Source organism: Streptomyces sp. 2131.1 (assembly GCF_900105515.1).
In the GTDB taxonomy this organism is placed as follows: domain Bacteria; phylum Actinomycetota; class Actinomycetes; order Streptomycetales; family Streptomycetaceae; genus Streptomyces; species Streptomyces drozdowiczii.
The window spans coordinates 264,403-289,402 of the sequence record NZ_FNSY01000001.1; the positions used below are offsets into that span (position 1 = coordinate 264,403).

The window sequence follows — 25,000 nt, forward strand, 5'->3', positions numbered from 1 at the left end:
GCGCTGTTGTGCGACCGGGCGGGCCTGCTAGGTCAGTGCTGCGCGGTACGGCGCTTGCGCACCGACCACATGATGCCGCCGCCGGCCAGCAGCACGGCGACGGCCGCGCCACCGATGATCGGCGTCGCGGACGAGGAGCCGGTCTCGGCCAGATCCGGCGAGCTCGGGCTCGGCGTGGCCGCGGCGGGCGCGGACGGCGAAGCGGACTCGCTCGGCGTGTCGGACGGGCTGGGAGACGCCGTGGTCGGAGTCTCGGACGGCTTCGTCACGGACGGAGTCGGCGTGGGCGTCGAGGGGGGCGTGCTCTCCTCGCAGACCGGAGCCGTCTTGTTGTCCTTCTTCGAGTAACGCTCGCCGTCCCCGGCCTTGACGACCAGGTGCACCTCCAGCGGCTGGTCGTGCTTCGGCAGCGTGAGCGTCTTCTCGAAGTCCTTGCCGAACTTCTCCGTCGGCAGCAGGTCCTTGCCGTCGACGGTGACGGTCACCTCGTTGGTGACACGGGCGTTGTACTGGGTGAGGTGCAGGCTCACCGCGTCACAGGTCACGTCCCAGGTGGGGGTGTGAGCTGCGGCCGGTCCGGCGGTGAGGACCACGCCGGACAGGCCGACCACCGCGGCGGCGGCGAGAGTTCCCGCAGCGCGCCACGATCTCCTGGGTATGGTCATGGATTTTTCCTCCGAAGATGTTTCACGCCCGATTGGGCGGTGCAGCGCACAGTACTGCCCGCATCCCCGGTGTGTGCACCCGCCCCACAACCGAATCTGTGTCACAACAACCCCCACATCGTCGCCGGTTGGGGCATGCCGGACATCGGTCGTCCTCCGGGTGGTGGCGTGAAGTGAGCGCCCCGCGCCGGACGGTGCCGATGGGCGCTGTCCAAAGGCGTCCTCCGCCCTTCGGTCGGTCCGGCGGAGGTGGCGCCCGCGTCATCGGCCGGTCAGAGCTTGCGGTGCATGATGTGGATTCCCACGTAGCCCTTGGCCGGGTGGTCGAATCCCTCGGGCAGGGTGCCCAGGATCTCGAAGCCCAGCGACTCGTAGAGCCGCACCGCCGCGGTGTTGGTCTCGACCACCGCGTTGAACTGCATCGCCCGGTACCCGGCCGTGCGCGCCCAGTCGATGGTGTACTCGCACAGCGCCCGTCCGACACCCTGCCCGCTGTGCCGGGCAGCGACCATGTAACTGGCGCTGGCGATGTGCGAGCCGTTGCCCATGTGGTTCTTGTTCATTTTCGCCGTGCCGAGGACGGTGCCGTCGTCGGCGACCGCGACCACGGTCCGGTTCGGCGGCTTCAGGAGCCACCAGTCGGCGGCGTCGGCCTCCGGCAGGTCGAGCGGGTAGGTGAAGGTCTCGCCGGCGGCGACGATTTCATGGAAGAAGGGCCAGATTGCGGGCCAGTCCGCGGGGGTGGCTTCCCTGATCAGCATGGCGCCCAGGATGCCTGGCCGTCCTCCGCGCCACCATCGGTTATCGGGGACGCCTCGCACCGCCGCGCCGTGGCCGGCGCCGCCCCGCTCCTCCGGCCGCCCGCGAACGGAGCCGGGTCAGCAGGCCGCGCGGACCCGAGGAACGGACCGGAGCGGGGGCAACGGACGACACCGGCGATACGGGCGGCACCTCGAAGCCGACGGGCTCTCGTGGCCGCATGAGGTCGCCGGACCCGAACCGCCCCGAGGGTGCCGCCGTCTGCAGCAGACCCACTGCCGCAGCCGCACTCGCGCCCGCCTCCGGCGCCGCCGACCCCGCCGAGGCCCCGGACCGGACAGGCGCGTCGCCCGGCCCCGCCCACCTCTCGTCCCCCGGACGTGGCGCCGGGCGCGCCTCGCGGGCCGCGTCCAGCTCGGTGATGAGGCTGATCCGGCGCCAGAGGATCTCGTCCGGTTCGTCCGCGGGCATCAGCCGGGCCATCGCCTCGCGCCCCGCGACCGACCCCCTTCGGCCGAACAGCGCTTCCGGCCCGACCCTGCCGAAGTGGGCCCGCTCGTAGGGGTCGTCCACCACCTCCGCCAGCTGAACCGGGTCCAGGCCCTGGGCCACGATCGCCGCGCGCACCCAGGGGTCATCGGTGAGGGCCAGCAGGCGCTCGATGCGGCGGGAGCGCCAGTTGCGCGGGCGCCAGTCGCCTCCGGCCTCCAGGCGGCTCCGCATTCAGGTCGGGCTGTTGCCCACCAGCAGCTCCGGCGACCGGGCCGCCAACGCCTCGACCTCCTGGGCGAGATAGACCCATACGACCGCCCGATAGCGGTTGAGGTAGAACGCGACGGGCGTGAGGCACCCGGCCCTGGCCAGCCGGGTGAAGCGGACCGGGCTGATCCCGAGCAACTCGGCGCCCTCCGCCGTCCCGGCCGTACGCACCCGCTCGCGGAGCTCGTCGGGAAAACCGCTCTGGGACCGCAGTCGCACGATCTCCTCCCGGTCCACCCTGGGGCGGCCGTCCGGTCCGGTCCGCACCCCGACCGCCCCGAGGTACACCGCGAGGTCGAACTCCCTCCGCTTGAGTCCGAGTGCCGTCGCGGCACGGCCGGCGGCAACCGTGGCGTCCGGACCGTCACACACCGCGTCGAGCCACGGCAGCGGTTCCGCCCGGACCTCGGTCGTAGATCCCCCGCCTACAACTGATTTCGTTGTCGACATGACGTAACTCCCCCGTGAGTCGTGGATACTCTCTGTGATCAGAGTAGTCGGGGAAAGTCAATCGCCGCCGGGCCTGTGGATAACTCCACGGGCCCGGCGGCGGCCGTTGTCCTCGAACCCTCAGAGCCGGTTGACTCCCCCGCTCCCGTCCTGCCGCGAGTCCACGCCCAGGTGCTGCCCCACCCGGTTGACCAGGAGCGTCATCTCGTACGCCACCTGACCGACGTCCGACTCCGCCTCACTCAGCACACACAGGCAACTGCCTTCCCCCGCAGCCGTCACGAAGAGCAGTGCCTCGTCGAACTCCACCATGGTCTGCCGGGCCCTTCCGGCGCGGAAGTGCCGTCCCGAGCCGCGGGCCAGACTGTGCAGCCCCGACGACACGGCCGCCAGGTGTTCGGCGTCCTCACGGGCCAGTCCGGTACTCGCGCCGGTCACCAGACCGTCGTTCGACAGCACCAGCGCGTGCCGTATGTGCTCCACCCGCTTGGTGAGATCGTCAAGGAGCCAGTCGAGTCCCCTGTCCAGCGCCATTCTGTTTCCTCCCCGTTCACGCGTTCCCCGTTCCTCACTCGTGTGCCAGCCTTGCGCACAGGTCACGTAGGGGCAAGCACCCCGCTCGGCCACCGGTCCGGAAGCATTCGGCGGGGATCAGCCGTAGGAGAGGTTCGAGCACGGGTCGTCGTCCGCCGAGCGGGCCTCGTCGGCGAGGTCGGCCGGGGCGTCCGACGCCGGTGCGGTGGAGGCGGTGTCCGGCGCGGCCGGCGGCGCGGCAGCGTAGTCCTGTCCGACAGTGACCTGGATCCCGCTCGCGGCGGCGGTGGTTTCGGTGATCCGTGCGCCCGGGAAGAGCCTTGCCGTGGTGCGGGCCTGTTCCCGCAGGCCGGGGCCGTACTCGATGACGGTTTCGGACCGGGTCTGGTCCTGTGCGGTGGCGGTGCCGGTGACGGTGAAGTCGTGGGCGCGCAGGAGGCCGGCCGCCTTGGCCGCAAGGCCGGTCACCGTAGTGCCGTTGTAGACGGCGACCTGGACGCCCTTGCCGGAGACGGCGGGCTGCGAGGCCTTGGGCGAGGCGGCTTCCTTCGCCTTGGCGTCCAGGGGGCGGTCGGCCTTCAGGGCCGCCCACAGCGCGTCCGCGTCGGGCTCCACGACGGCGACACGCTCCCCCTCGTAACGCCAGGGGACGGTGATGAACTTGGTGTTGTGCAGGTCGATGTTCTTCATCGAGAGGGCGAAGGAGAGCAGCTTGTCCGCCGAGCCGAGCCCCGGGTCGACGGTCATCGCGTCGGTCGCCGCGTTGGCCAGCGGCAGCAGGGTGGTGGGGTTCATGCCACGGGACTTGACCTTCTTCACCAGGGAGGCCACGAACGCCTGCTGCCTTTTGATCCGCCCTATGTCCGAGCCGTCACCGATGCCGTGCCGGAGCCGTACGTAGTCCAGCGCACGCTGTCCGGCGACCGTCTGCGGGCCCTTCGCGAAGACGAGGGAGCCCCGGGTCGGGCGCTTCGGATTCAGGTCGCGCTGGTACACGTCCTTCGGCAGGCACACCGGCACCCCGTCGACCGCCGAGGTCAGTGCGGAGAACCCGGCGAAGTCGATGACCACCGTGTGGTCGACCCGCAGCCCGGTCAGCTGCTCGACGGTGTTCTGAGTACAGGCCGGATTGCCCTCGACGGTCTCCCCCACCGAGAACGCCCCGTTGAACTGGCTGTGGTGCTGCGGCGTCGTCCAACTGCCGTCGGGCTTCCGGCAGGCCGGGATGTCCACCATGGCGTCACGGGGGACGGACACGGCCACGGCGTGTTTGCGGTCGGCGTAGACGTGAAGGAGGAGCACGGTGTCCGAGCGGCCGACCGCCCCCGTTCCGCCGCCGAGGCCCTTGTTGTCGCCCGAGCGGGTGTCCGACCCGATGACGAGCACGTTCTGCCCGCCGGACGAGCCGGGCGGCCTGTCGCCGGAGATGCCGTCGGCGCTGAACGTGTCGATGTTGCCGGTGAGTTTGAAGTATCCCCAGCCGACTCCGGCGACCAGCAGGACGAGGAAGGAGAGTGCGGACACCGCCGTCCGCCGCAGACGGCTTCCCCTCCCGCCCGTCCCTGTCCCTCTGTTCCTGCTTGCCATGGGCCACCCCGTTCGTACGGCTGCCGCGCGGGGCGCCTTCCGGCCGCGCCCGCACGGTCGTGCTGTTGTGCGGTTTTCTGGTCGTGAACTGCGGTGGTCTCCTGCGCCACCACGCTTCACCATCGTCGATCCGATCCCCTGTCCGCACAGGACCACGGGAAACATTGACCGGAAGAGACCGTGGGGCGACGAGGAATGAGGCGTCTCCCCCGTCCACCCACCGAGCAATCGGGCCGGACACCGCCCGCGCCCTGGGCAAATCCTCGCGATTCCTGAAGAGTGGGGCACGGCCGCCGTTCGTTCCGGGCGGTGGCCGGACCGCGGCCCGCCGGAATCGCGCGAGCACCGGTCGGTGAACCACTGGATCATTGGAGGAAGTTCATGGGTGTGACCCTGGCCAAGGGCGGCAACGTCTCCTTGTCGAAGGAGGCGCCCGGCCTGACCGCGGTGACGGTCGGCCTGGGCTGGGACGTACGGACGACGACCGGCGCCGACCACGACCTCGACGCCAGTGCGCTGCTGTGCGCGGAGAGCGGCAAGGTCGTCTCGGACCTGCACTTCGTCTTCTACAACAACCTCAACAGCCCGGACGGCTCCGTCCAGCACACCGGGGACAACCTGACGGGTGAGGGCGAGGGCGACGACGAGTCCATCAACGTGAACCTCGCGGCCGTCCCCGCCGAGGTCGCGAAGATAGTCTTCCCGGTCTCCATCCATGACGCGCAGAGCCGGGGGCAGAGTTTCGGCCAGGTGCGCAACGCGTTCATCCGCGTCGTGAACCAGGCCAACGGTGTGGAGCTGGCCCGGTACGACCTCAGCGAGGACGCGTCGACGGAGACCGCGATGGTGTTCGGCGAGCTGTACCGGCACGGCGGCGAGTGGAAGTTCCGTGCGGTCGGCCAGGGGTACGCCTCCGGCCTGGCGGGTATCGCGAAGGACTTCGGCGTCAACGTCTGAGCACGGCCGGCCCGGCTCCGCGTCGGCGGAGGCCGGGCCGGTTTCGTTCGCCCGGCCGTCAGCCCGAGGCCGAGGGCTTCGATTCCCGTGCGGTACGGCTGATGGCGCTCGGCCACCAGGCCCCGGGGCCGATGTCCACGACCAGCGCCGGGGCCAGCAGCGACCGCACGACCAACGTGTCCAGCAGGACGCCGAAGGCCACGATGAACGCGATCTGCGCGAGGAAAGCGAGCGGGATGACGATCAGCGCGGCGAAGGTGGCCGCCAGCACCACCCCTGCCGACGTGATGACGCCGCCCGTGCTGACCAGTCCCCTCAGCATCCCCTGACGCGCCCCGTGTTCCAGCGCCTCCTCGCGCACCCGGGACATCAGGAAGATGTTGTAGTCGACGCCGAGCGCCACCAGGAACACGAATCCGTACAGCGGCACCGACGCGTCCGTGCCGCTGAAGCCGAAGGCGTGCTTGAAGACCAGGGCCGAGACCCCGAGGGTCGCCAGGAAGTTGAGGCCCACGGTGGCCACCAGCAGCACCGGCACCAGGACGGACCTCAGCAGGCCCATCAGGATCAGCAGGATGATGACGAGGACCACCGGCACGATGATCGAGCGGTCGCGCTCGGCGGTGCGCTGGGTGTCGTACTGCTGCGCCGTGTAGCCCCCGACGAGTGCGTCGGCACCGGAGACGGCGTGGACGGCGTTACGCAGGCGCTTGACGGTCTCCGTGGCCGCTTCGCTGTCCGCCGCGTCCTTCAGGGTCACGTCGACGCGCACCCGGCCGTCGACGACGAGCGGCTTGCCGCCGCCGGGCCGGCCGGACGCCGTGACGGGCGCGGCGGAGGCCACACCGGGCGTCGCCTCGGCCGCCGCGGTCACCTCGTCGGCACGGCCCACCTTCGTGATGACGACGGCCGGGTTGCCGGAGCCGCCCGGAAAGTGCTTGCTCAGCGTCGCCTGAGCGGAGACGGACGGGGCGTCGTTGACGAAGATCTCGTCCAGCGGCACGCCGTGCGACTTCAGGGTGGGCGCGAAAGCCGCGCAGGCGATCAGGACGGCCGCGCAGGACAGCCATACCTTGCGCGGGGACCCGTCGACGCGCGCGGCGATCCGGCGCCAGACGCCGTGCCCGCCGGTCGCCTCGTCCACGGCGCGCGGCTTCGCCGGCCAGTACGCCGCCCGGCCGCACAGCACCAGCACGGCGGGCAGGAACGTCATCGTGCTCAGCACCGCGCAGACGATGCCGATGGCTCCGACGGGCCCCAGAGCGCGGTTGTTCGTCAAATCGCTGAGCAGCAGCGCGAGGAGTCCGAGGGCCACGGTGGCGGCGCTCGCGGTGATCGCGCCGAAGGAGCGGCGCAGCGCGGAGAGGGCAGCGGTCGTCCGGTCGCCGTGACCCGCCAGCTCCTCCCGGAAACGCGCGGTGAGCAGGAGCGCGTAGTCCGTGGCCGCGCCGATGACGAGGATCGACAGGATGCCCTGCACCTGACCGTCCACGAGGACGACGTCGTGGTCCGCGAGGACGTAGACGATCGCGCAGGCGAGCGCGAGCGCGAGGACGGCGCTGATGATGATCAGGAAGGGCAGCAGCACACTGCGGTAGACCAGCAGGAGGATCAGCAGCACGGCGGCCAGCGCCACCCCCAGGAGGAGCCCGTCGATTCCGGCGAAGGCGTCCTTGAGGTCGGCCTGGGTGGCGGCGGGGCCGGCGATTCGAACGGTGGTACCCGTCACCGAATCGGCCGCGCCGCGCACCCGGTCGAGTGTGTCCGGCAGTTCGTCGCCCAGGTCGGAGCGCAACTGCACGACGCCGGAGAGGGCCTCGCCGTCCTCGGACGGCAGCGCGGGCGAGGGCTTGCCGACCACGCCGGGCTTACCGGACAGGGAGGCGAGCGCCTTGGTCGCCGCCGCTCCGGCGTCACCCGGAAGTCCGTTCTCGCCGCCCGTCCACACGACGATCGCGGGCACGGTCCCGGACCGTTGGAATGCCTTCTGCTCGTCCGCGACCTTGGTCGACTCGGCGCTTCGGGGCAGGAACGCCGCACGGTCGTTGGTGGCCACCTCGCCGAGCTTCCCGGCGAAGGGGCCCAGGGCCCCTCCGATACCGAGCCACACGACCAGGAGCGCTACGGGCACCAGCCATCGGACGACGCGGTGCCGCGGTTGGGGCTTCATTGCTTCCTCAGGGGTCGACACATGACAAACGTTTCCCAAAGTCTCTCGTTCATTCATTATCTCAATGATTGAGAGATATTACTGTAGAGGCATGCGCACAGCAGACGAGACCCCGGACAGAGGCACGGACGGCGGGCCCACGGGCCTCCAGTCGTTCGCTGTGCTGCTGCGCCGCATGAACAGCGAGTTCAACCGCATCACGCATGAGTTCGCGCAGGCCCAGGGGCTGCATCCGACGGATGTGCAGGCGCTCGTCGCCATCCTCGACGCGGACCGGAGCGAGGAGGGACGCGCCATGACGCCGGGGCGGCTGCGCGAACAGCTGGATCTCACCTCGGGGGCGGTGACGGCGTGTCTGGACCGCCTGGAGCGCGCGGGGCACATCCGTCGAGTGCGCGACGGCGGCGACCGGCGGGTGGTGCATCTTCACTACGCGGCCGCCGCGAAACACGTGGCGCGCGACTTCTTCAAGCCGTTGGCGGCGGGCACGGAGGCGGCGCGGCGACAGTTCGACGAGGACGAACTACGGGTCGTGATCCGCTTCCTGCAAGTGATGAACGAGGAGCTGGGGCAGCTGCGCCGCACCGAGCCGAGACGGTAGGGCCGGGCAGCCGCCCGCCCCCACTCACTCCGCGGCGGCCTCCGGTCGTGCGAGATCGCGGACGGGGCAGCCGCGGACGCCCGGAGTGGGGTACGTGCCGAGCGCGGCCACCTCGTATCCGCCCGGGTAGCCCTTGATCTCCGGGTTCTGCCGCGCGTAGTGCGGCGTGGTCCGCGGCGGCAGCAGGCGTACGGCGCGGGCGCGCAGCCGCAGCGCTCCCCGGGTGAGGGCCCGGGCGGCGGGCGTGGGGCGCTCGTAGCGGAAGGCCCGCAGCAGCGAGTCGTCCAGGAGCGCGAGGCTCGCGCCGCGCGCGAGCGGGGCGAGAGGGCGCGGGTACCAGGAGGCCATCAGCTCCAGCGTGGCGTCCGAGACCTCCCGGGCGCCCTCGTCCCAGCCGAAGTGCGCGTCCTCGTAGGTGTCCAGGGTGCGCTCGAAGTCCTCGTACGTCCGAGGCAGGTCCTTGATGCCCATGTGCGCGCCGAGGGTCCTGTAGTACGCGGCGAAGGCCCGCAGCTCGTGGTCGCACAGCCTGCGCCAGCCGTACGCGTCGAGCCACCGCTTCGGGGTGACGACGAAGGTGCACAGGACGTAGCGCATGTCGTCGTTGCTGATCTCGTAGGCGGCGTGCATGCGGTTGATACGGCGCAGCGCCGTGCGTCCCGGGTGGCTGTCGAAGCCGTGCTCGACGACCGTGTCCAGGAGCAGCGCGGTGTCGTCGTACCGCTTCTGCGAACGGCCCGTCAGTTCCGCTGTCTCGGCGAGGAGTCCGCCGATGCTCGGGACGGCGTACGTGCGGTACAGGGCGAGTTCGAGAGCGCGGGTGATGTCCCAGGGGAACTCGTATGTCGCGGTGATCCGGTAGATCTCCAGGAAGTCCCGCTCCGGGTCGAGGCGCTGGATCTCCTTCAGCCGGTCGTAACGCTTCACCGCACCGTCCCCCTTGTCCACGTCGAGTGTCCCAGCGTACGTCCGGGGGCAAGACCGTGAGTACACGCGGACGCACGCGCGTCGCCGTGTTGACGGAAGGCGGTTCCCCCATGACCGAGATATTCCGCGCTCTGCGCAGAGCCGTGGCCCCGGGCCGCAGAGGTGGTCGTACGGCCGAGGCCGCACCGGCTCCGGTGCGCCGGCAGCACAACCTCTTCGAAGCGGCGGCGACGTTCGTCGCGGCCTCTGCGGAGGACGACGAGGAGCGGATGGACGAGGCGAGCGGCTGGGTGTCGCCCGAGCAGCTGTCCTTCGGCGTCAGCGAACTGGCCTGCCGGGCGCTGATCGCGCTGGCCCGTGAGCGGGGCGAATCGCCGCAGACGGTGGCGCGGGAGCTGCTGGGGCTGTCCCACGCCTGAGCCGGCCGTCGCTGCAGCGCACCCCGACCGGATGTTCTGCCTTGTCAGGGCCTCGACGAGGGGGTTACCCACTGGTTAGGGTGCGCCGACGGAAATCATGACGGACGAGGAGGGTGCAGTGGCCGGGACGGACGACACAGTCGCCGACGACGACGCACTGTTTGTGCTGACCGCGATCCTGCTGACACCCGCACAGTTTCCCGGCGTGCTCGGGGACGACTACCCCGCGGCGTGTGCGGCGCTGCGGCTGGAGCCGTATGCCGAGGGGTACGGGCTGGTCCTCGGCCAGGACGGCGACGGCGCCCGGTGGACCGTGGTCGTCGACGACGTCTCGCTGGTGGCGGTGGCCATCGCGTCCTGGGACTGCGGCATGGAGTACGACCTGTCGCCGGACGACCGCTCGGTGGTCTGCGCGCTCCCCGGCTGGCCGCTCGCCGTCGCCGTCGCCGCGCCCGGGGTGCCCGCGCCGCACGACCCCGATCCGGAGACGGTCGGCGAGGACATCGCCCCGCTGACGCCTCCGGACACCGAGACGTGGGGGCCGGCCCAGCGCCGGCTGGGCGCGGACGCCATCGCCTCGCAGTGGGCCGACTGGCGCGGCCAGATGGACGACCCCGCGTCCGCCCCGACCGGCGAGGAAGCCCCCGAGGACGGGGCAGCGGCCACCGCCGGCGACGACGACGGCCGAGCCTCCCAGGAACAGGAGACCGCGGCAGCCGACGAAGCCCCCGACGCCGAGCCCCAGGCCCCCGAGGCCGAGCCGCCTGTCTCGCACCCCGGCATCCGACGCGCCCTCGCCGAAGCGCGCGGCTACCTCGACGATCCGCCGCCGCCCGGCCGCGTCCGGTCCTCCTTCGCGCCCGGGGACGCCCGGATGATCCGGGCCGACGGCCCCGGCTGGTCGATGGTGGCCCGGACCGACGACATCGCCTTCCTGCTCCTGGACGAGGTGCCGGGCGAGATCCTGCCGGTCGGGCGCGGACCGGAACTGCCCGGGCTGCTCACGGGGCTGGACGCGCTGGCCGTACGACCGTCCTGACCGCCGGAGGGATCAGACGCGTTCGAGCGGGCGGTGGGGCTCGGCAGGGAGCTCGACCGTCACCCGGTCACCGGGGCCGACCACGCCACCCGTGACGACGACACTCATGATCCCGGCCTTGCGGACTATGTTGCCGGCCTCGTCCCGGCCGACGACCCGCTTGAGGAGGCCGGTCCGGAAGTTGTCGATCTGGAGGCACGGGTTGCGCAGCCCGGTGACCTCGACGACGGCCTCTTCGCCGAGGTGGAGCCGCGTGCCGACCGGCAGGGCCAGCAGGTCGATGCCGCGCGTGGTCACGTTCTCCCCGAGCTCGCCGGGCGCCACCTCGAAGCCCGCCCCGCGGATCTCGTCGAACAGCTCCTCGTGGATCAGGTGGACCTGGCGCAGGTTGGGCTGGGTGGGGTCCTGGGCGACCCGGGAGCGGTGCTTGACCGTCACCCCCGCGTGCACGTCGCCTTCCACGCCGAGGCCGGCGAGCAGCGTCACGCTGTCGCGGTTCGGCTTGGTGAAGCTGTAGGTCTCGTTCCTGCTGACGGCCGTCACGAAGCCACTCACGGCGGGAATCCCCTCTCAGCGACCAGCCCTCAGCGGCCGATCTCCCTGCGTGTGATCCTACGGAGCCGCCGGCGCTGGCCCGGATCCAGGGCGAGATAGGCGAGCGCGGGGACTCCGACGAGCACCAGCAGGGACAGCCAGAACCCGATGAACGGCATCAGGACGACTGCGACGACGACTCCCCCGATGGCTACTTTCGCGCTGTTCGACATCGTCCACGCCTCCTTCGCGGCCTGTGGCCGCCTCTGATGATGAGAACGCCTGCGCGTCCTCATCGGTTCCTGGTTCCCGATTGCCCGTAAGAGCCCGCCGCCGGTCACCGCAGCGGCGCACCGACCTCGTGCATATGGGTGAGCGCCTGCCGGTAGGACTCGACGAGTCCGGTCTCCGCGTACGGCAGGCCCAGCTCCGCGCAGTGCGCCTTGACGAGAGGCTGCGCGAGGCGCAGGTGGGGCCGGGGCATGCTCGGGAAGAGGTGGTGTTCGATCTGGTAGTTGAGGCCGCCGAGGAACCAGTCGGTGAGGGCCGCTCCGCGTACGTTGCGCGAGGTGAGGACCTGGCGGCGCAGGTGGTCCCAGCGGTCCCCTTCGGGGTCGGGCATCTCCATGCCCTTGTGGTTGGGCGCGAAGGCCATGCCGAGGTGGAGGCCGAAGAGCGCGTGGTGCACCAGGGCGAAGACGATCGCCTTGCCCGGGGACATGACGGCGAGCAGGAGGGCGGCGTAGAGGCCGAGGTGCGCAACGAGGAGGAGGGCGGAGAGGGCGCGCTCGCGCACGGGCTGCTGCTTGAGGTACTGGAACCCGGAGATCTTCAGCGCGATGCCTTCCAGGAGCAGCATCGGGAAGAACAGGCGGGCCTGGTTGCGGGTGAGCCAGCGGGCGAAGCCCTCGCGCTGGGCAGCCTGCTTCTGGGTCCAGACGAGGGCTCCCACGCCGACGTCCGGGTCCTTGTCGACGTGGTTGGGGTTGGCGTGATGGCGTACGTGCTTGTCGTTCCACCACGCCTCGTTCATACCCAGCAGCAGGTTGGCGTGGAACAGGCCGATGGCCCGGCTCGCCCGGCGGTTGCCGGATATCTGGGCGTGCCCGGCGTCGTGTCCGACGAACGCGGTGCGGGACCAGCAGAGAGCGAGGGGCAGGGCGAGCGGCAGAACCCACCAGGTGTTGCCGAGGAGGACGATGCCGGTGACCACGGCCGCCAGGGCGAGCAGGTTGACGGTGATGCCCGCGGCGTACCAGCCGGTGCGCCGTTCGAGGAGTCCCCTCGCCCTGACCGCGCGCAGCAGGGGCGCGAAGTCGCTTCCTGGTTTTCCGGTTCCGTCGTTCGTGCGTTCCGCGACGGCAAGGGTGGCCTGGGGCATGATGTCTCCGGTCTCGAATCCGCTCCGACCTCAGGAAACGTACGGTCGGAGGGGGCGGGTGAACCATGGCGCCACCACCCGAGGTGTGGTGGTGCCAGCCCCCTGACGTCACGGGGGTCCGCCTGCACCGGCCGGCACCACCACCGCGGTCGGCGGGTGACCCATATCACAGGCTCGGGGAGTCCTTCGTCGCGGGAGTTGGGGTACCCTCGGCGACCTCAGTCGGCTAGTCAAATTTGAGGACTCTGACATCGCTGTGCACAGCCTCCCCGCCGTTTCCCCCTCCGAGATCTCCGCACTGGCCGGCTGTTCCGTGGTCTTCCTGCCCTCGGACCCCTCCCGCACCGGCCGCCTGGCCTTCTGGCACCCCGACGGCAGCAGTCCGCCCGACGGCCCCGGCGAGACCGGCACGCTGACGGTGGCCGACGCCGACGGCCTGCCCTACGAGGTGCCGGCACGCCTGCTTCCGGTGGGTGACGCACTGCCCGTGCTGACGCGTGCGCGGGCGTCGGCCGGTGCCTCCCCGGCCGTGGCGTTCTGGGGCGCGGCAGGACTGCTGGCCCTCCAGTTCGCCGCCCGCGGCCTCCTCCTGCCCGGGCTGAGCGCGACGGACCACGACGCCTGGCGGTCCGGACCGCTGGCGGCGGACGACCGCACGCGCATCCGCACGCTTGCCGCGTCCATGCCGCCCACGGCTCACGCCGTGCCCCTCGACGCGGCGGCCCGGCCGCTGCTCCTGCCCGAGCCGGAGGGGCTGGTACGGGCGTTCCTCGACGCGGTCGCCGACTCCCTCCCCCGGACGCCCGCGGCCCCGATCGCCGCCGGCTCGCCCGCGTTCACCGCACCGGAGCCGCAGCGCCTGCCCGCCCACCGCGCCTGGGCCGCCGATGTCGCTGCGGGCCACGACGCGGGCGTGCGGCTGTCGTTGCGCGTGGAGGTGACGGGGCTCGACCGGGACGACGAGCCGGGTTCGGGGCCGTCGTTCCGCGTGGTTCCGCAGATCCACAGCGTCAACGACGCGGCCGTGGTCGCCGACGCCGCCGAGATCTGGGCCGGCGGCGGTCCGGCCGCGGCCGCCTTCGGACCGCGGGCCCGGATGGACACCCTGCTGATGCTGCGCCGGGCCGCACGGGCCTGGCCGACGCTGACCCCGCTGCTGTCGGCGGCCGTGCCCGACGCGGTGGAGCCGGCCGACGAGGAGATCACGGAACTGCTGGGCGGCGCCGCCCGGGCGCTCGCCGCGACCGGCGTCCAGGTCCACTGGCCCAGGGAGCTGACGGCCCGCAAGCTCAGCGCGCGCGCGGTGATCGGCCCGGAGGACGAGGACGAGGACGGCGCCGCGCCCCGGGGTCTTTCGCGCAACGTCTCGGACGCCGCGCCACTGCTGTCGTCCGACGCCCTGCTCACCTTCAACTGGTGGTTCGCACTCGGCGACCAGCAGCTCAGCCGGGAGGAGTTGGACCGGCTGGCCGAGGCGGGCCGGCCGCTGGTGCGCCTGCGCGACCAGTGGGTGCTCATCGATCCCGACGAGGCGCGGCGGGCCCGGCGGACCCAGGACCGCAAGGTCTCCCCGATCGACGCGCTGGGGGCGGCCCTGACCGGTTCCGCCGAGGTCGACGGGCGGCGGGTCGAGGTGCGGGCGACGGGCTGGCTGGAGCGGCTGCGCAAGCGGGTCGCCGATCCCGCGGGCCGGCCGGACGAGGAACCGGCCGTCGGTCAGCCGGCCGCGCTCACCGCGACCTTGCGGGGCTACCAGCTCCGCGGCCTGAACTGGCTGCACACCATGACCTCGCTCGGCCTCGGCGGCTGCCTCGCCGACGACATGGGGCTCGGCAAGACGATCACCCTGATCGCCCTGCATCTGCACCGCCAGACCGTCGAGGGCGGTGCCGGGCCCACACTCGTGGTCTGTCCGACCTCGCTGATGGGCAACTGGCAGCGCGAGATCGAGAAGTTCGCCCCGGGCACCCCGGTCCGCCGCTTCCACGGCGCCGCGCGCGGCCTGGAGGACCTGGCGGACGGCGGTTTCGTCCTCACCACGTACGGGACGATGCGGCTGGACGCCCCGAAGCTCGCCGCAACGCGGTGGGGCATGGTCGTCGCGGACGAGGCGCAGCACGTGAAGAACCCGTACTCGGCGACAGCCCGCGCACTGCGCACCATCGGCGCCGGCGCGCGGGTGGCGCTGACCGGCACCCCGGTGGAGAACAACCTCTCCGAGCTGTGGGCGATCCTCGACTGGACGACGCCCGGGCTGCTGGGCCGGCTCGGCACGTTCCGCAACCGGTACGCGCGTGCGGTGGAGGGCGGCGACCCGGGGGCGGCCGAGCGGCTCGGTGCGCTGGTGCGTCCGTTCCTGCTGCGCCGGCGCAAGTCCGACCCCGGTATCGCCCCGGAGCTGCCGCCGAAGACGGAGACGGACCGGGCGGTGTCGCTGACGCCGGAACAGGCGGGGCTCTACGAGGCGGTGGTACGGGAGACGCTGGCGGCGATCGCGGAGGCGGACGGGATGGCCCGGCGCGGTCTCGTGGTGAAGCTGCTGACGTCGCTCAAGCAGATCTGCAACCACCCGGCGCAGTACCTCAAGGAGGAGGAGCCGCGCATCGCGGGCCGTTCGGGGAAGCTGGAACTGCTCGACGAGCTGCTGGACACCATGGTGGCGGAGGGGGCCGGGGTCCTCGTGTTCACGCAGTACGTGGCGATGGCCCGGCTGCTGGAGCGGCACCTGGCGGCGCGCGGCATCGGCACGCAGTTCCTGCACGGCGGCACCCCGGTGGCCGCGCGGGAGGAGATGGTGAACCGGTTCCAGGCGGGCGGGGCGCCGGTGTTCCTGCTGTCGCTGAAGGCCGCGGGCACCGGGCTCAACCTGACCCGGGCGGGCCATGTGGTGCACTTCGACCGCTGGTGGAACCCGGCGGTCGAAGCGCAGGCCACCGACCGTGCGTACCGGATCGGGCAGACCCAGCCGGTGCAGGTCCACCGGCTGATCGCCGAGGGGACGATCGAGGACCGGATCGCGGACATGCTGGCCCGCAAGCAGGGGCTCGCGGACGCGGTGCTGGGTTCGGGCGAGAGCGCGCTGACCGAGCTGAGCGACGCCGAGCTGGCCGATCTGGTGGAACTTCGAGGGGGGACTCGATGAGGGACGGATACGAGACGGACGACTTCGCCGAGACGGGCGAGGAGCGGAAGGACGGGCTCTCCGCGCAGGAGCGCACCTTCGCCGCCCTGCCCCCGGCGCCGGGCCGTGGTTTCGCGGCTTCATGGTGGGGCAAGGCGTGGCTGAAGGCGCTGGAGGACACCGCTCTGGACCTCCGGCAGTTGAAGGAGGGGCGGCGCGTCGCCCGTGAGGGCCGCGTCGGCGCCGTGTCGGTGCGGCCCGGCCGGATCACGGCGGTGGTCAGCGAGCGGGACGGAAGCACGTACCGCAGCGATGTGCTGCTCCAGGAGCTGGACGAGCAGGAGTGGGACCGTTTTCTGGGCATGGCGGTCGAGCGTGCGGGCCACATCGCCGCGCTGCTCGACCGCGAGATGCCGCCGCATCTGGTCGAGGACGCGGCGGCGGCCGGGGTCGACCTGCTCCCCGGCATCGGTGACCTGGAGCCGGAGTGCACTTGCGAGGCGTGGGACCACTGCCCGCACACCGCTGCCCTCTGCTACCAGGTCGCCCGGCTGCTCGACCAGGACCCGTTCGTGCTGCTGCTGATGCGGGGGCGGGGCGAGCGGCGGCTGCTGGACGAGCTCCAGGAGCGGATCGTGGTGCCGGAGGACCCGACGGTCCCCGAGGAGCGGGTGCGGGGCCCGGTGGTAGTCGGCGTACCGGCGGCGCAGGCGTTCGCGGCGGGCGGGATCCTGCCCGCGCTGCCGGCCCCGCCGGAGCTTCCCGGGGCGCCGGGCGATGCCCCCTCGCTCGACACGGAGGCCGAGCCCGAGACGGGCGTGGACCCGACGGCGCTGGAGACGCTGGCGAGGGACGCCGCCGCCCGGGCCCACCGGATGCTGGCCGAGGCCCTGGCCCCGGGCCACGAAGAGCGGCCCGTGGCCGAGGGGCTGACCGTGCGCCAGGACGCGGTCCGGCTGGCCGCCGATGCCCGTCCGGAGCCGTGGATCGTGAACCGGCTGGCGTCCGGCTCGGGGCGCCCGCGCGCCGGGTTCCCGGCCGCCGTCGCCGCCTGGCGGTACGGTGGCGCGACCGCGCTGTCCGTGCTCGACGAGGACCGGCCCCTGGACGGCGAGAACCTGGCCCGGGCGAGGACCGGTCTTGCCGAGGCGTGGGAGGAGGACGAGGCTCCCCGGCTGCGGGCCGAGAACAACCGCTGGACGGCGGCGGACGGCGGCCTGCAGCTCCGCTACGGACCCGACGGCCGCTGGTACCCGTACCGCAGGCAGGAAGGTCAGTGGTTCCCGGCGGGCCCGGCCGACGACGACCCGGCTGCCGCGTGGGCGGAGGCGGAAGGTACCTGACGGCCGGTCGACACGTTTTCGACGGGCCGTCACATCCCGGCTGATGGACAGGATTTGGGTATCCTCCCGTCTTCCGTGACATGCGCGGCGCCCGTACGGTAGGGCCCGCGCACGGCTCGGCCGCACTTCGGACAGCGTTTTCCGGTCACCGGACGGGCCGCCCGGTGGCCGTGCGCGGTCCCGCACCATCCGCATCCCCCTGCCCATCCGACCCTCCACAGGAGTACGCATGGACCGCAGAAGAATCCTCCAGGGCGCCGTGGTCGCGGCGGCGGGCGCGCTGATTCCCGCCTCCGTCCGGGCCACCGCGGCGACCACGGGAGCCGTGGACTATCCGGCGGCGCACTGGGTTCCCGCTTCGACGTCCAACTACACGGTGTCCTCGCGCCCGTCGGCTTACCCCGTCGACTACGTCATCATCCATGTCACCCAGGAGACGTTCTCCCAGACGGTGTCCATCTTCCAGAACCCCGCCAAGCAGGTGTCGGCGCACTATGTGGTGCGCTCGGGCGACGGTTACATCGACCAGTGCGTGCGGGAGAAGGACGTCGCCTGGCACGCGGGCAACTGGGACTACAACACTCGCAGCATCGGCATCGAGCACGAGGGGTGGGTGGACCAGCCCTCGTACTTCACGGACTCGATGTACGAGCAGTCGGCGCTGCTGACGGCCTCCATCTGCGACCGCCACAACATCCCCAAGGACCGCGCGCACATCCTCGGCCACGTCGAGGTCCCGGGCACGGACCACACCGACCCGGGCCCCAACTGGGACTGGGTGCGCTACATCCGCCTGGTCAATCTCCTCGGCACCGGCTGAGCAACGCTCCCGGCGGGGCGGGGCCGCTCAGCTCCGCTCCGCCCCCGGGACCGGGCTGCGTACGAAGAGGATGCCCTGCACATCGCCGTCGGGCGCGCTGTAGACATGGGGCTCGTCGGCCGTCCATCGCGCGGAGTCCCCGGGCCCGACCGTGCCGAGGGCTCCCGGCCGCCCGACGACGGCGGTGCCCGCAAGCACCATCAGGCTCTCGGTCGTGCCCGGCACATGCGCCTCCGACTCCTGGACCGCGCCGGCGCGAATGGTCACCCGGAACACATCGGTGACCGCTCCCCCGTCCTCGTACCGCTCCATCAGGATCGCGGTGACGGCGCTGCCCGAGACACCTGAGCGACTTCCGACGGGGGCTCCACCGGGCAGCGGGTCGCTGAGCACCGCGCTGAGGGGACGGCCGAGGGCGGTGGCGAGGGCGTAGAGAGTCTCCAGCGTGGGGTTGCGCCGGCCGCTCTCCAGCTCGGAGAGCGTGCCCTTGCCCACCCCCGAGAGCCTGGACAGCTCCGAGAGGGAGACGTCCGAGTCCTGGCGCAGGGTGCGCAGCCTGCGCCCCACGTCTTCGTTCAGCCCCATCGTCGTCCGCCTGCTCGCTGTCGTGGTTGACGGGCACCGGCCCGCGTCTCTAGTGTTCCATAAACAGAACGTTCCGTATACGGAACACCCGGCGGCTCCCGGAAGTGGCTCACTCATGTCCTCGTTGACCCGCATACGTGCGGCCGCACCTCCTTCCGCCGTGGCCGCGGGGCTGATCGCCGTGCTGGTCGGGGTCACCAGCTCGGCGGCGCTGGTGTTCACCGCCGCGAAGGCCGCCGGGGCCGACGCGCGCGAGATCTCGTCCTGGATGCTCGCCCTCGGTGTCGGTCTGGCCTGCACGTGCGCGGGTCTGTCACTGCGTCACCGGGCACCTGTCGTGACCGCGTGGTCGACGCCCGGGGCCGCACTCCTGACGACGGGTCTGACCGGCGTCTCCCTGCCGCAGGCCGTCGGTGCCTTCATCTTCTCGGCGCTGCTCATCCTGGTGAGCGGTGTGACGGGGTGGTTCGCCCGGGCCATGAGCCGTATTCCCGTGCCGCTGGCCGCAGCGCTGCTCGCCGGGGTACTGCTGCGGTTCGGCATGGGCCTGTTCAGCACCATGGGCGGCAGCTTCGCGGTCGCGTTCCCGATGTTCGTCGTCTTTCTGCTGGGCCGTCGTCTGCTGCCGCGGTACGCGGTACTGCTGGCGCTGGCCGCCGGGGTGGTGGCCACCCTGTTCACCGGGGGCTGGCATACCGGCCGGGTCCGGCTCTCCCTGGCCACACCGGTCTTCACCGCTCCGGAGTTCGACTGGAAGGTCCTCGTCAGCGTCGGCGCACCGCTGTTCGTCGTCACGATGGCCTCGCAGAACCTGCCGGGTGTCGCCGTGCTGCGCGCCTCCGGGTACGACGTGCCGGTCTCGCCGCTGATGACCTGGACCGGCGCGGCCAACGCCGTGCTGGCACCCTTCGGGGCCTTCGGCCTCAACCTCGCCGCCATCACCGCCGCCATCTGCACCGGCGAGGAGGCGCACCCCGACCGGGACAAGCGCTATCTGGCCGCCGTGTGGGCGGGGTTCTTCTATCTCTGCGTCGGGCTGCTCGGGGCGACCGTCGCCTCGCTGCTCACGGCCATGCCGCACGAACTCGTGATGGCCGTGGCGGGCGTCGGGCTGCTCGCGACGATCGAGTCCTCGCTGGCCTCGGCGCTCTCCGCCAAGGAGTCGCGGGAGGCGGCCGTGGTCACCTTCCTCGCGACGGCGTCGGGCGTGACGCTGCTGGGCATCGGCTCCGCGTTCTGGGGGCTGCTGGCCGGCCTCGTCACCAGCGCCGTCGCCTCGCTGGGGCGCCCCGGCCGGTCCGTCCCCGAGGACCCGGCACCGGAGAAACAGCCCCGTGAACTGCCCGTCCGCTGACCGCTTCCGCCGCCCTCCCCCCGCCCGTGTCCCGTCCGTGGAACACAGTTGCCCCGGGCATCGGCCGCAGGGTGGGATGGTGGCATGCAGAAAGCGGTATCCCCACCCTCCGCCGAATCCCTGGCGCCCTTCGATCACCTGGACCACCGCTACCGCGGCGAACACCCGGTCCGCACCCTCGCCCTCCTCCTCCGCCCGGACCGCGGCCGCCTGGCTCTCGCCGTCGTCCTCTTCACCGTGAAGCACAGCCCCATATGGCTGCTGCCGCTGATCACCGCGACGGTGCTGGACGTGGTGGTCCAGCACGGCCCGGAGTCCGAACTGTGGAAGGCGACCGGGCTCCTCCTGTTCATCCTCGTCCTCAACTACCCGCTCCACCAGTGGTACGTGCGATGCCTCGGCGGCAGCATCCGCCGCATGGGCATCACCCTGCGCTCGGCCCTGTGCCGCCGGATGCAGCAGCTGTCCGTCGGCTACCACGCCCGGGTCAGTTCGAGCGTGCTCCAGGCCAAGGTCGTCCGCGACGTCGAAGCGGTCGAGCAGATGGTGCAGCAGAGCGCCGACATGGGGCTCGGCGCCGTCGTGACGCTGGTCGGCGGCCTCGTCGTCATCGGTCTCCGGGTTCCGTCCTTCCTGCCCGTCTTCCTCGTGGTCGTCCCCGCCGCCGGGTTCCTCGTGATGAAGCTGCGCGGCCGGCTGCGCAGCCACAACGAGTCCTTCCGCCGCGAGGTCGAGCAGCTGTCCTCACGCGTCGGCGAGATGACCACCCTCATCCCCATCACCCGGGCACACGGCCTGGAGCGGACCGCGCTCGGCCGGGTGGACGGCTCGCTGCGGCAGGTGTTCGCCGCCGGGCTGCGTCTGGACATGCTCAACGGCCGCTTCGGATCGCTGGCCTGGGTCATCCTCAACACGCTCGGCGTGCTGTGCCTCACCGGGTCCGCGCTGGTGGCGTACCACGGCTGGATGCCCGTCACCGCCGGTGACGTCGTCATGCTGAGCGCCTTCTTCACCGTGCTGACCGGCTCGGTGACCACGCTCCTGGGGCTCGCACCGATCCTCACCAAGGGGCTGGAGTCGGTCCGTTCGGCGGGCGAGGTCCTCCAGGCGCCCGACCTGGAGCGCAACGCGGGCAAGGCACAGGTGGAGCGGGTCACCGGTCGCATCGACTTCGAGGACGTGGCCTTCGCGTACGACGACGCCCCGCCGGCCGTCGACGGGTTCACGCTGTCGGCACGGCCGGGCGAGACGATCGCCCTGGTGGGCGCGTCGGGCGCGGGCAAGTCGACCGTGCTCAACCTGCTCATCGGGTTCATCCGCCCGACCTCGGGCCGCATCCTGCTCGACGGCACCGACATGGCCGGGCTCGACCTGCGCAGCTACCGCCGGTTCCTGTCGGTCGTGCCGCAGGAGTCGATCCTCTTCGAGGGCAGCATCCGCGACAACGTCACGTACGGTCTGGGGCGCACCGACGAGGCGACGCTGCTGAGCGCGCTGGAGGACGCCAACGCCATGGAGTTCGTCCGCCGGCTCCCCCAGGGCCTCGACACGGTGGTCGGCGAGCGCGGCGCCCGTCTCTCGGGCGGCCAGAAGCAGCGTCTCGCCATCGCCAGGGCGCTGATCCGCGATCCGAGGGTCCTGGTCCTCGACGAGGCCACCTCGGCGCTGGACAACCGCTCGGAGGCGCTGGTTCAGGAGGCGCTGTCCCGGCTGGTGCACGGCCGGACCGTCTTCGTCGTCGCCCACCGCCTCTCCACCATCCAAGGCGCGGACCGCATCGTGGTCATGGAGGGCGGCCGGATCTCGGAGGTGGGTACGCATGAGGAACTGCTGGGGCGCCACGGGGTGTACGCGGGTCTCCAGCCGGCGTTCCCGTAGGGCGGAGGGGGTCCCGGGCATCCGGGGCCCCTCCCCCGGTCACCGGTCAGGCGCGGTCACCAGTCGTGGACGGTGCCGTCGCGCAGCCGGTTGACCGGCAGATACGTCTGCTCGTACGGGTGCGCCGCCGCGAGTTCCTCGTCGAGCTCGACGCCGATGCCGGGCGCGTCACCGGGGTGCAGGTGGCCGTCGGTGAAGGTGTAGGCGTGCCGGAACACCTCCTGGGTCAGCGCGTTGTGGCCCGAGTACTCCTGGATGCCGAAGTTGTGGACGGCGAGGCCGAGGTGGACGGCCGCGGCCATGCCGACCGGGGAGATGTCCTCGGGGCCGTGGATCGCGCTCCTGATCTGGTACTGCGCGGCGAAGTCGAAGAGCTTGCGCAGCGGCGTGACGCCGCCGAAGTGGGTGACCGCTGAGCGCACGTAGTCGATGAGCTGCTCGGTGATCAGCGTCTGGTAGTCGTACACCGTGTTGAAGACCTCGCCGGTCGCGAGGGGCGTGGTGGTGTGCCGGCGCACCAGCCGCAGCGCCTCCTGGTTCTCGGTGGGTGTGCAGTCCTCCAGCCAGAACGGGCGGTACCGCTCCAGGTCCTTGCCGAGGCGGGCCGCCTGAATGGGTGTGAGGCGGTGGTGGGCGTCGTGCAGCAGCGGTATCTCCGCGCCGAACTCCGCCCGTACCGCCTCGAACACCGAGGGGGTGTGCCGCAGGTAGGCGTCGGTGTCCCAGTCCTCGACCAGGGGCCGGGCCTGCTGGTGGAGGACGCGCGCGCCCTGTTCGTCGGTGGTGTGCACCCCGTAGACGGCCTTGAGGCCGGGGATGCCCGTCTGGATGCGGACGGCGGGGTAGCCCTCGGCCAGCCGCGCCCGTACGGAGTCGAGGAGTTCGGGGATGTCGCGCCCGTTGGCGTGGCCGTAGGTGGCGAGGCGGTCGCGGGAGGCGCCGCCGAGCAGCTGGTAGAGCGGCAGGCCCGCGGCCTTCGCCTTGATGTCCCACAGCGCGACGTCCACGGCGGCGACGGCGGCCATCGTGACCGGGCCGCGCCGCCAGTAGGCGCCCCGGTACAGGTACTGCCAGGTGTCCTCGATCCGGTGCGGGTCCAGGCCGATGAGCAGGGGGGCCACATGGTCGGTGAGGTAGCTGACGACGGCGAGCTCCCGGCCGTTGAGCGTGGCGTCGCCGAGGCCGGTGACGCCCTCGTCGGTCGTCAGCTTCAGCGTCACGAAGTTGCGGCCGGGGCTGGTGACGACGACCTTCGCGTCGACGATCCTCATGGTGGCTCTCTTTCGGACTGCGGCGCGCGGCAGCCCGTCGCTCCGACCGGCGGCCGCCCGCTGCATAGAGTGGCGTGCGTGATGGTGCGTGAGAATACGGGACGGGTGAGCGGGCGCCGGGCGGGGTACGCGGCAGCGGCGGTCGTGTTCGCCATCGGCATGGCCGGCACCACACTGCCTACCCCGCTGTACGGGCTCTACCAGAAGGAGATCGGCTTCTCCGAGCTGATGGTGACCGTGGTCTTCGCCGTGTACGCGGTCGCGGTCATCTCCGTGCTCCTGGTGGCGGGCAACTACTCGGACAAGGTGGGCCGCAGACCCGTGCTGCTGGCCGCGATGGCGCTGTCCGCCGCGAGTGCGGGCTGCTTCCTTCTGGAGAGCGGGCTGCCCCTGCTCTTCGCCGGGCGGGTGCTGTCCGGCGGCGCGGCCGGGCTGCTGAGCGGCGCGGCGACGGCGGCGGTCATCGAACTGGCCGGCCCTGGACAGCGGGCGCGTGCCGGGTTCGCCGCCACGGCCGCGAACATGGGCGGCCTGGGCTGCGGCCCGCTGCTCTCCGGAGTGCTCGCCGAGTACACGCCCTGGCCGCTCTCTCTGCCGTTCTGGGTCCACCTGGGGCTGGTGGCCGTCGCCTGCGTCATCACCTGGCGGCTGGCGGAGACCGTGGCCGGACCGCGGCGGTGGCCACGCCTCGAACCGCAGGGTGTACGGGTGCCCGCGGAGGTGAGGGGCGTGTTCGTGCCGGCCGCGCTGGCCGCCTTCGCCGGGTTCGCGCTGCTCGGCCTGTTCACGGCGGTCGCGCCGAGCTTCGCGGCCGAGGCGCTGGGCGTGCACAACCTGGCGGTGACGGGCGCGGTGGTGTTCTCGGTGTTCTGCGCCTCGACGATCGGGCAGTCGCTCGCCCCTCGCATCGGAGCGCGTAGAGCGCTGCCGATCGGGTGCGCCGTGCTGATCGCGGGGCTGCTGCTGGTGGCGTCGTCGTTGCTCGCGAAGTCGCTGGTGCTGCTCGTGCTCGGCGCGGTCTGCGGCGGCATCGGGCAGGGGCTCGCGTTCCGGGCCGCCCTCACGCTGGTCAGCGACGCCGCTCCCACCGAGCACCGGGGCGGCACGATCTCGGCGTTCTTCGTCGTCGCGTACACGGGGATCTCGGTGCCCGTGGTCGGCGTGGGCGCGCTGGCCACGGCGGTGGGGCTGCGTGACGCGGGGCTCGTGTTCACCGGGTGCGTGATGCTTCTGGCTGCCGTTTCGGGGACGTACGCGGCGCTCAGGACACCGGCCCGGGCGTGACCCGCGGCGGGCAGCCCATTCGGACGCAAGGGCCATATTCCCCCATTCGGGCTATATTTATGTCTTCGCGACTTTCTCTTCGCAGGGCTCGGGGGTCCGCTCCGACACGAGGAAGGTGTGTCAGATGACCGCTTCCACCCGAGTCCGCCGCTTGCTGGCCGGCGCCGCCGCGACCGGTCTGCTCGCCGGCGGGGCCGCCCTGGGCACCGCCGCGACCGCCGAGGCCGCCCCGGCTCACACCCCGGCCGCTGCGTCCGCCGTGACCACCCACCACCACGACCGCTGCACCTGGCAACAAGGCCACTGGCAGAAGCAGTGGGTCAAGGGCCACTGGGCGAAACACTGGGTGAAGGGCCACTACGCCGACCACAAGGTGTGGCACCCGGGACACTACGACCGGCACGGGCACTGGCAGCCCGGCCACTGGACGCACCACCCCCAGTGGGTCAAGGGCCACTGGACCAAGGTGTACGTCCCCGGGCACTGGGACACGCACTGGGTGAAGGGCCACTGGAGCTGCCACCGGTAGGGCGTGCCGCTCAGCCGAGTGCCGCTGAGCCGT

22 protein-coding genes and 1 pseudogene are annotated in these 25,000 nt (G+C 71.8%); 11 read left to right on the forward strand and 12 right to left on the reverse strand.

Translation table 11 applies throughout. The annotated features are described in order from the left end of the window. Positions 1–32 precede the first annotated feature (32 nt). The 5 genes and pseudogenes from BLW14_RS01375 to BLW14_RS01395 form a co-directional block, all read right to left on the reverse strand. The gene (locus BLW14_RS01375) at positions 33–665 is read right to left on the reverse strand and encodes an LAETG motif-containing sortase-dependent surface protein (protein ID WP_177153876.1); all 633 of its coding nucleotides are present in this window, start codon (positions 663–665) and stop codon (positions 33–35) included. 272 nt (positions 666–937) lie between these two features. Beyond that, positions 938–1,426, reverse strand: coding sequence for a GNAT family N-acetyltransferase (locus BLW14_RS01380; RefSeq protein WP_093703464.1), 489 nt, complete (start codon positions 1,424–1,426; stop codon positions 938–940). Positions 1,427–1,466: 40 nt separating this feature from the next. Next, positions 1,467–2,633, reverse strand: a pseudogene (locus BLW14_RS01385) (DUF6397 family protein). Between the two features lie 120 nt (positions 2,634–2,753). Continuing rightward, positions 2,754–3,167: a roadblock/LC7 domain-containing protein gene (locus BLW14_RS01390; protein WP_093703466.1), complete on the reverse strand. Its 414-nt coding sequence runs from the start codon at positions 3,165–3,167 to the stop codon at positions 2,754–2,756. Positions 3,168–3,284: 117 nt separating this feature from the next. Continuing rightward, entirely contained in the window at positions 3,285–4,691 is a 1,407-nt protein-coding gene (locus BLW14_RS01395; protein WP_093703468.1) for an LCP family protein, read from the reverse strand. Positions 4,692–5,135: 444 nt separating this feature from the next. On the opposite strand from BLW14_RS01395, the gene BLW14_RS01400 reads away from it, so the two are divergent. Next, positions 5,136–5,711, forward strand: a complete 576-nt coding sequence (locus BLW14_RS01400; protein WP_093703470.1) for a TerD family protein — start codon at positions 5,136–5,138, stop codon at positions 5,709–5,711. 58 nt (positions 5,712–5,769) lie between these two features. Here BLW14_RS01400 and BLW14_RS01405 read toward each other — a convergent pair whose 3' ends face one another. Next, on the reverse strand, positions 5,770–7,881 hold the full coding sequence (locus tag BLW14_RS01405) for an MMPL family transporter (protein ID WP_093703472.1): 2,112 nt from the start codon (positions 7,879–7,881) through the stop codon (positions 5,770–5,772). Between the two features lie 91 nt (positions 7,882–7,972). Here BLW14_RS01405 and BLW14_RS01410 point away from each other — a divergent pair, with 91 nt between their 5' ends. Further along, entirely contained in the window at positions 7,973–8,482 is a 510-nt protein-coding gene (locus BLW14_RS01410; protein ID WP_093703474.1) for a MarR family winged helix-turn-helix transcriptional regulator, read from the forward strand. A 24-nt stretch (positions 8,483–8,506) separates the two neighbouring features. On the opposite strand, the gene BLW14_RS01415 is transcribed toward BLW14_RS01410, so the two are convergent. Continuing rightward, a complete protein-coding gene (locus BLW14_RS01415; RefSeq protein ID WP_093710612.1) occupies positions 8,507–9,409 on the reverse strand; it encodes an oxygenase MpaB family protein in 903 nt (300 codons plus the stop codon). Positions 9,410–9,519: 110 nt separating this feature from the next. Between BLW14_RS01415 and BLW14_RS01420 the strand changes: the two genes are divergently transcribed. Both BLW14_RS01420 and BLW14_RS01425 read left to right on the forward strand, forming a co-directional pair. Beyond that, entirely contained in the window at positions 9,520–9,828 is a 309-nt protein-coding gene (locus tag BLW14_RS01420) for a hypothetical protein (protein WP_177153877.1), read from the forward strand. A gap of 118 nt (positions 9,829–9,946) precedes the next feature. Then, complete coding sequence (locus BLW14_RS01425; RefSeq protein ID WP_093710613.1) at positions 9,947–10,867, forward strand: hypothetical protein; 921 nt, start codon at positions 9,947–9,949, stop codon at positions 10,865–10,867. Between the two features lie 12 nt (positions 10,868–10,879). Here the strand turns inward: BLW14_RS01425 and BLW14_RS01430 are convergent, their stop codons facing one another. The 3 genes from BLW14_RS01430 to BLW14_RS01440 all read right to left on the reverse strand — a co-directional run bounded on the left by BLW14_RS01430 (position 10,880) and on the right by BLW14_RS01440 (position 12,782). Next, the gene (locus tag BLW14_RS01430) at positions 10,880–11,422 is read right to left on the reverse strand and encodes an MOSC domain-containing protein (protein ID WP_256332638.1); all 543 of its coding nucleotides are present in this window, start codon (positions 11,420–11,422) and stop codon (positions 10,880–10,882) included. Positions 11,423–11,451: 29 nt separating this feature from the next. Beyond that, the gene (locus tag BLW14_RS01435; protein ID WP_093703478.1) at positions 11,452–11,634 is read right to left on the reverse strand and encodes a hypothetical protein; all 183 of its coding nucleotides are present in this window, start codon (positions 11,632–11,634) and stop codon (positions 11,452–11,454) included. Between the two features lie 104 nt (positions 11,635–11,738). After that, positions 11,739–12,782, reverse strand: coding sequence for an acyl-CoA desaturase (locus tag BLW14_RS01440; RefSeq protein ID WP_093703480.1), 1,044 nt, complete (start codon positions 12,780–12,782; stop codon positions 11,739–11,741). Positions 12,783–13,038: 256 nt separating this feature from the next. Between BLW14_RS01440 and BLW14_RS01445 the strand changes: the two genes are divergently transcribed. The 3 genes from BLW14_RS01445 to BLW14_RS01455 all read left to right on the forward strand — a co-directional run bounded on the left by BLW14_RS01445 (position 13,039) and on the right by BLW14_RS01455 (position 18,066). Then, positions 13,039–15,924: a DEAD/DEAH box helicase gene (locus BLW14_RS01445; protein ID WP_093703482.1), complete on the forward strand. Its 2,886-nt coding sequence runs from the start codon at positions 13,039–13,041 to the stop codon at positions 15,922–15,924. Further along, positions 15,921–17,246, forward strand: a complete 1,326-nt coding sequence (locus BLW14_RS01450) for an SWIM zinc finger family protein (protein ID WP_093703484.1) — start codon at positions 15,921–15,923, stop codon at positions 17,244–17,246. Before BLW14_RS01445 ends, BLW14_RS01450 begins: the two co-directional genes overlap by 4 nt. A 229-nt stretch (positions 17,247–17,475) precedes the next feature. Further along, on the forward strand, positions 17,476–18,066 hold the full coding sequence (locus BLW14_RS01455; protein ID WP_093703486.1) for an N-acetylmuramoyl-L-alanine amidase: 591 nt from the start codon (positions 17,476–17,478) through the stop codon (positions 18,064–18,066). Between the two features lie 27 nt (positions 18,067–18,093). On the opposite strand, the gene BLW14_RS01460 is transcribed toward BLW14_RS01455, so the two are convergent. Further along, positions 18,094–18,651, reverse strand: coding sequence for a helix-turn-helix domain-containing protein (locus BLW14_RS01460; RefSeq protein ID WP_093703488.1), 558 nt, complete (start codon positions 18,649–18,651; stop codon positions 18,094–18,096). Between the two features lie 115 nt (positions 18,652–18,766). Here BLW14_RS01460 and BLW14_RS01465 point away from each other — a divergent pair, with 115 nt between their 5' ends. Together BLW14_RS01465 and BLW14_RS01470 are read left to right on the forward strand one after the other, a co-directional pair. Beyond that, a complete protein-coding gene (locus BLW14_RS01465) occupies positions 18,767–20,005 on the forward strand; it encodes a benzoate/H(+) symporter BenE family transporter (protein ID WP_093703490.1) in 1,239 nt (412 codons plus the stop codon). Positions 20,006–20,089: 84 nt separating this feature from the next. Next, positions 20,090–21,883 (forward strand): ABC transporter ATP-binding protein, encoded by a 1,794-nt coding sequence (locus BLW14_RS01470; RefSeq protein WP_093703492.1) that lies wholly within the window; start codon positions 20,090–20,092, stop codon positions 21,881–21,883. Between the two features lie 56 nt (positions 21,884–21,939). Here BLW14_RS01470 and manD read toward each other — a convergent pair whose 3' ends face one another. Next, complete coding sequence (manD, locus tag BLW14_RS01475) at positions 21,940–23,154, reverse strand: D-mannonate dehydratase ManD (protein WP_093703494.1); 1,215 nt, start codon at positions 23,152–23,154, stop codon at positions 21,940–21,942. 81 nt (positions 23,155–23,235) lie between these two features. Here manD and BLW14_RS01480 point away from each other — a divergent pair, with 81 nt between their 5' ends. Together BLW14_RS01480 and BLW14_RS01485 are read left to right on the forward strand one after the other, a co-directional pair. Further along, a complete protein-coding gene (locus BLW14_RS01480; protein WP_093703496.1) occupies positions 23,236–24,438 on the forward strand; it encodes an MFS transporter in 1,203 nt (400 codons plus the stop codon). A 124-nt stretch (positions 24,439–24,562) separates the two neighbouring features. Then, positions 24,563–24,967 carry a YXWGXW repeat-containing protein gene (locus tag BLW14_RS01485; RefSeq protein ID WP_093703498.1) on the forward strand — a complete coding sequence of 135 codons (405 nt, stop codon included), beginning with the start codon at positions 24,563–24,565 and terminating at the stop codon, positions 24,965–24,967. The last annotated feature ends 33 nt before the right edge of the window (positions 24,968–25,000 follow it).

Excerpts from the sequence above, each read along its gene's own strand:
- BLW14_RS01390 (WP_093703466.1), bottom strand. The coding sequence starts at position 3,167 with ATGGCGCTGGACAGGGGACTCGACTGGCTCCTTGACGATCTCACCAAG.
- BLW14_RS01400 (WP_093703470.1), top strand. The coding sequence starts at position 5,136 with ATGGGTGTGACCCTGGCCAAGGGCGGCAACGTCTCCTTGTCGAAGGAG.
- BLW14_RS01380 (WP_093703464.1), bottom strand. The coding sequence starts at position 1,426 with ATGCTGATCAGGGAAGCCACCCCCGCGGACTGGCCCGCAATCTGGCCC.
- BLW14_RS01440 (WP_093703480.1), bottom strand. The coding sequence starts at position 12,782 with ATGCCCCAGGCCACCCTTGCCGTCGCGGAACGCACGAACGACGGAACC.
- manD (WP_093703494.1), bottom strand. The coding sequence starts at position 23,154 with ATGAGGATCGTCGACGCGAAGGTCGTCGTCACCAGCCCCGGCCGCAAC.
- BLW14_RS01465 (WP_093703490.1), top strand. The coding sequence starts at position 18,767 with ATGTCCTCGTTGACCCGCATACGTGCGGCCGCACCTCCTTCCGCCGTG.
- BLW14_RS01460 (WP_093703488.1), bottom strand. The coding sequence starts at position 18,651 with ATGGGGCTGAACGAAGACGTGGGGCGCAGGCTGCGCACCCTGCGCCAG.
- BLW14_RS01420 (WP_177153877.1), top strand. The coding sequence starts at position 9,520 with ATGACCGAGATATTCCGCGCTCTGCGCAGAGCCGTGGCCCCGGGCCGC.
- BLW14_RS01435 (WP_093703478.1), bottom strand. The coding sequence starts at position 11,634 with ATGTCGAACAGCGCGAAAGTAGCCATCGGGGGAGTCGTCGTCGCAGTC.
- BLW14_RS01470 (WP_093703492.1), top strand. The coding sequence starts at position 20,090 with ATGCAGAAAGCGGTATCCCCACCCTCCGCCGAATCCCTGGCGCCCTTC.
- BLW14_RS01450 (WP_093703484.1), top strand. The coding sequence starts at position 15,921 with ATGAGGGACGGATACGAGACGGACGACTTCGCCGAGACGGGCGAGGAG.
- BLW14_RS01405 (WP_093703472.1), bottom strand. The coding sequence starts at position 7,881 with ATGAAGCCCCAACCGCGGCACCGCGTCGTCCGATGGCTGGTGCCCGTA.
- BLW14_RS01480 (WP_093703496.1), top strand. The coding sequence starts at position 23,236 with ATGGTGCGTGAGAATACGGGACGGGTGAGCGGGCGCCGGGCGGGGTAC.
- BLW14_RS01455 (WP_093703486.1), top strand. The coding sequence starts at position 17,476 with ATGGACCGCAGAAGAATCCTCCAGGGCGCCGTGGTCGCGGCGGCGGGC.
- BLW14_RS01375 (WP_177153876.1), bottom strand. The coding sequence starts at position 665 with ATGACCATACCCAGGAGATCGTGGCGCGCTGCGGGAACTCTCGCCGCC.
- BLW14_RS01485 (WP_093703498.1), top strand. The coding sequence starts at position 24,563 with ATGACCGCTTCCACCCGAGTCCGCCGCTTGCTGGCCGGCGCCGCCGCG.
- BLW14_RS01410 (WP_093703474.1), top strand. The coding sequence starts at position 7,973 with ATGCGCACAGCAGACGAGACCCCGGACAGAGGCACGGACGGCGGGCCC.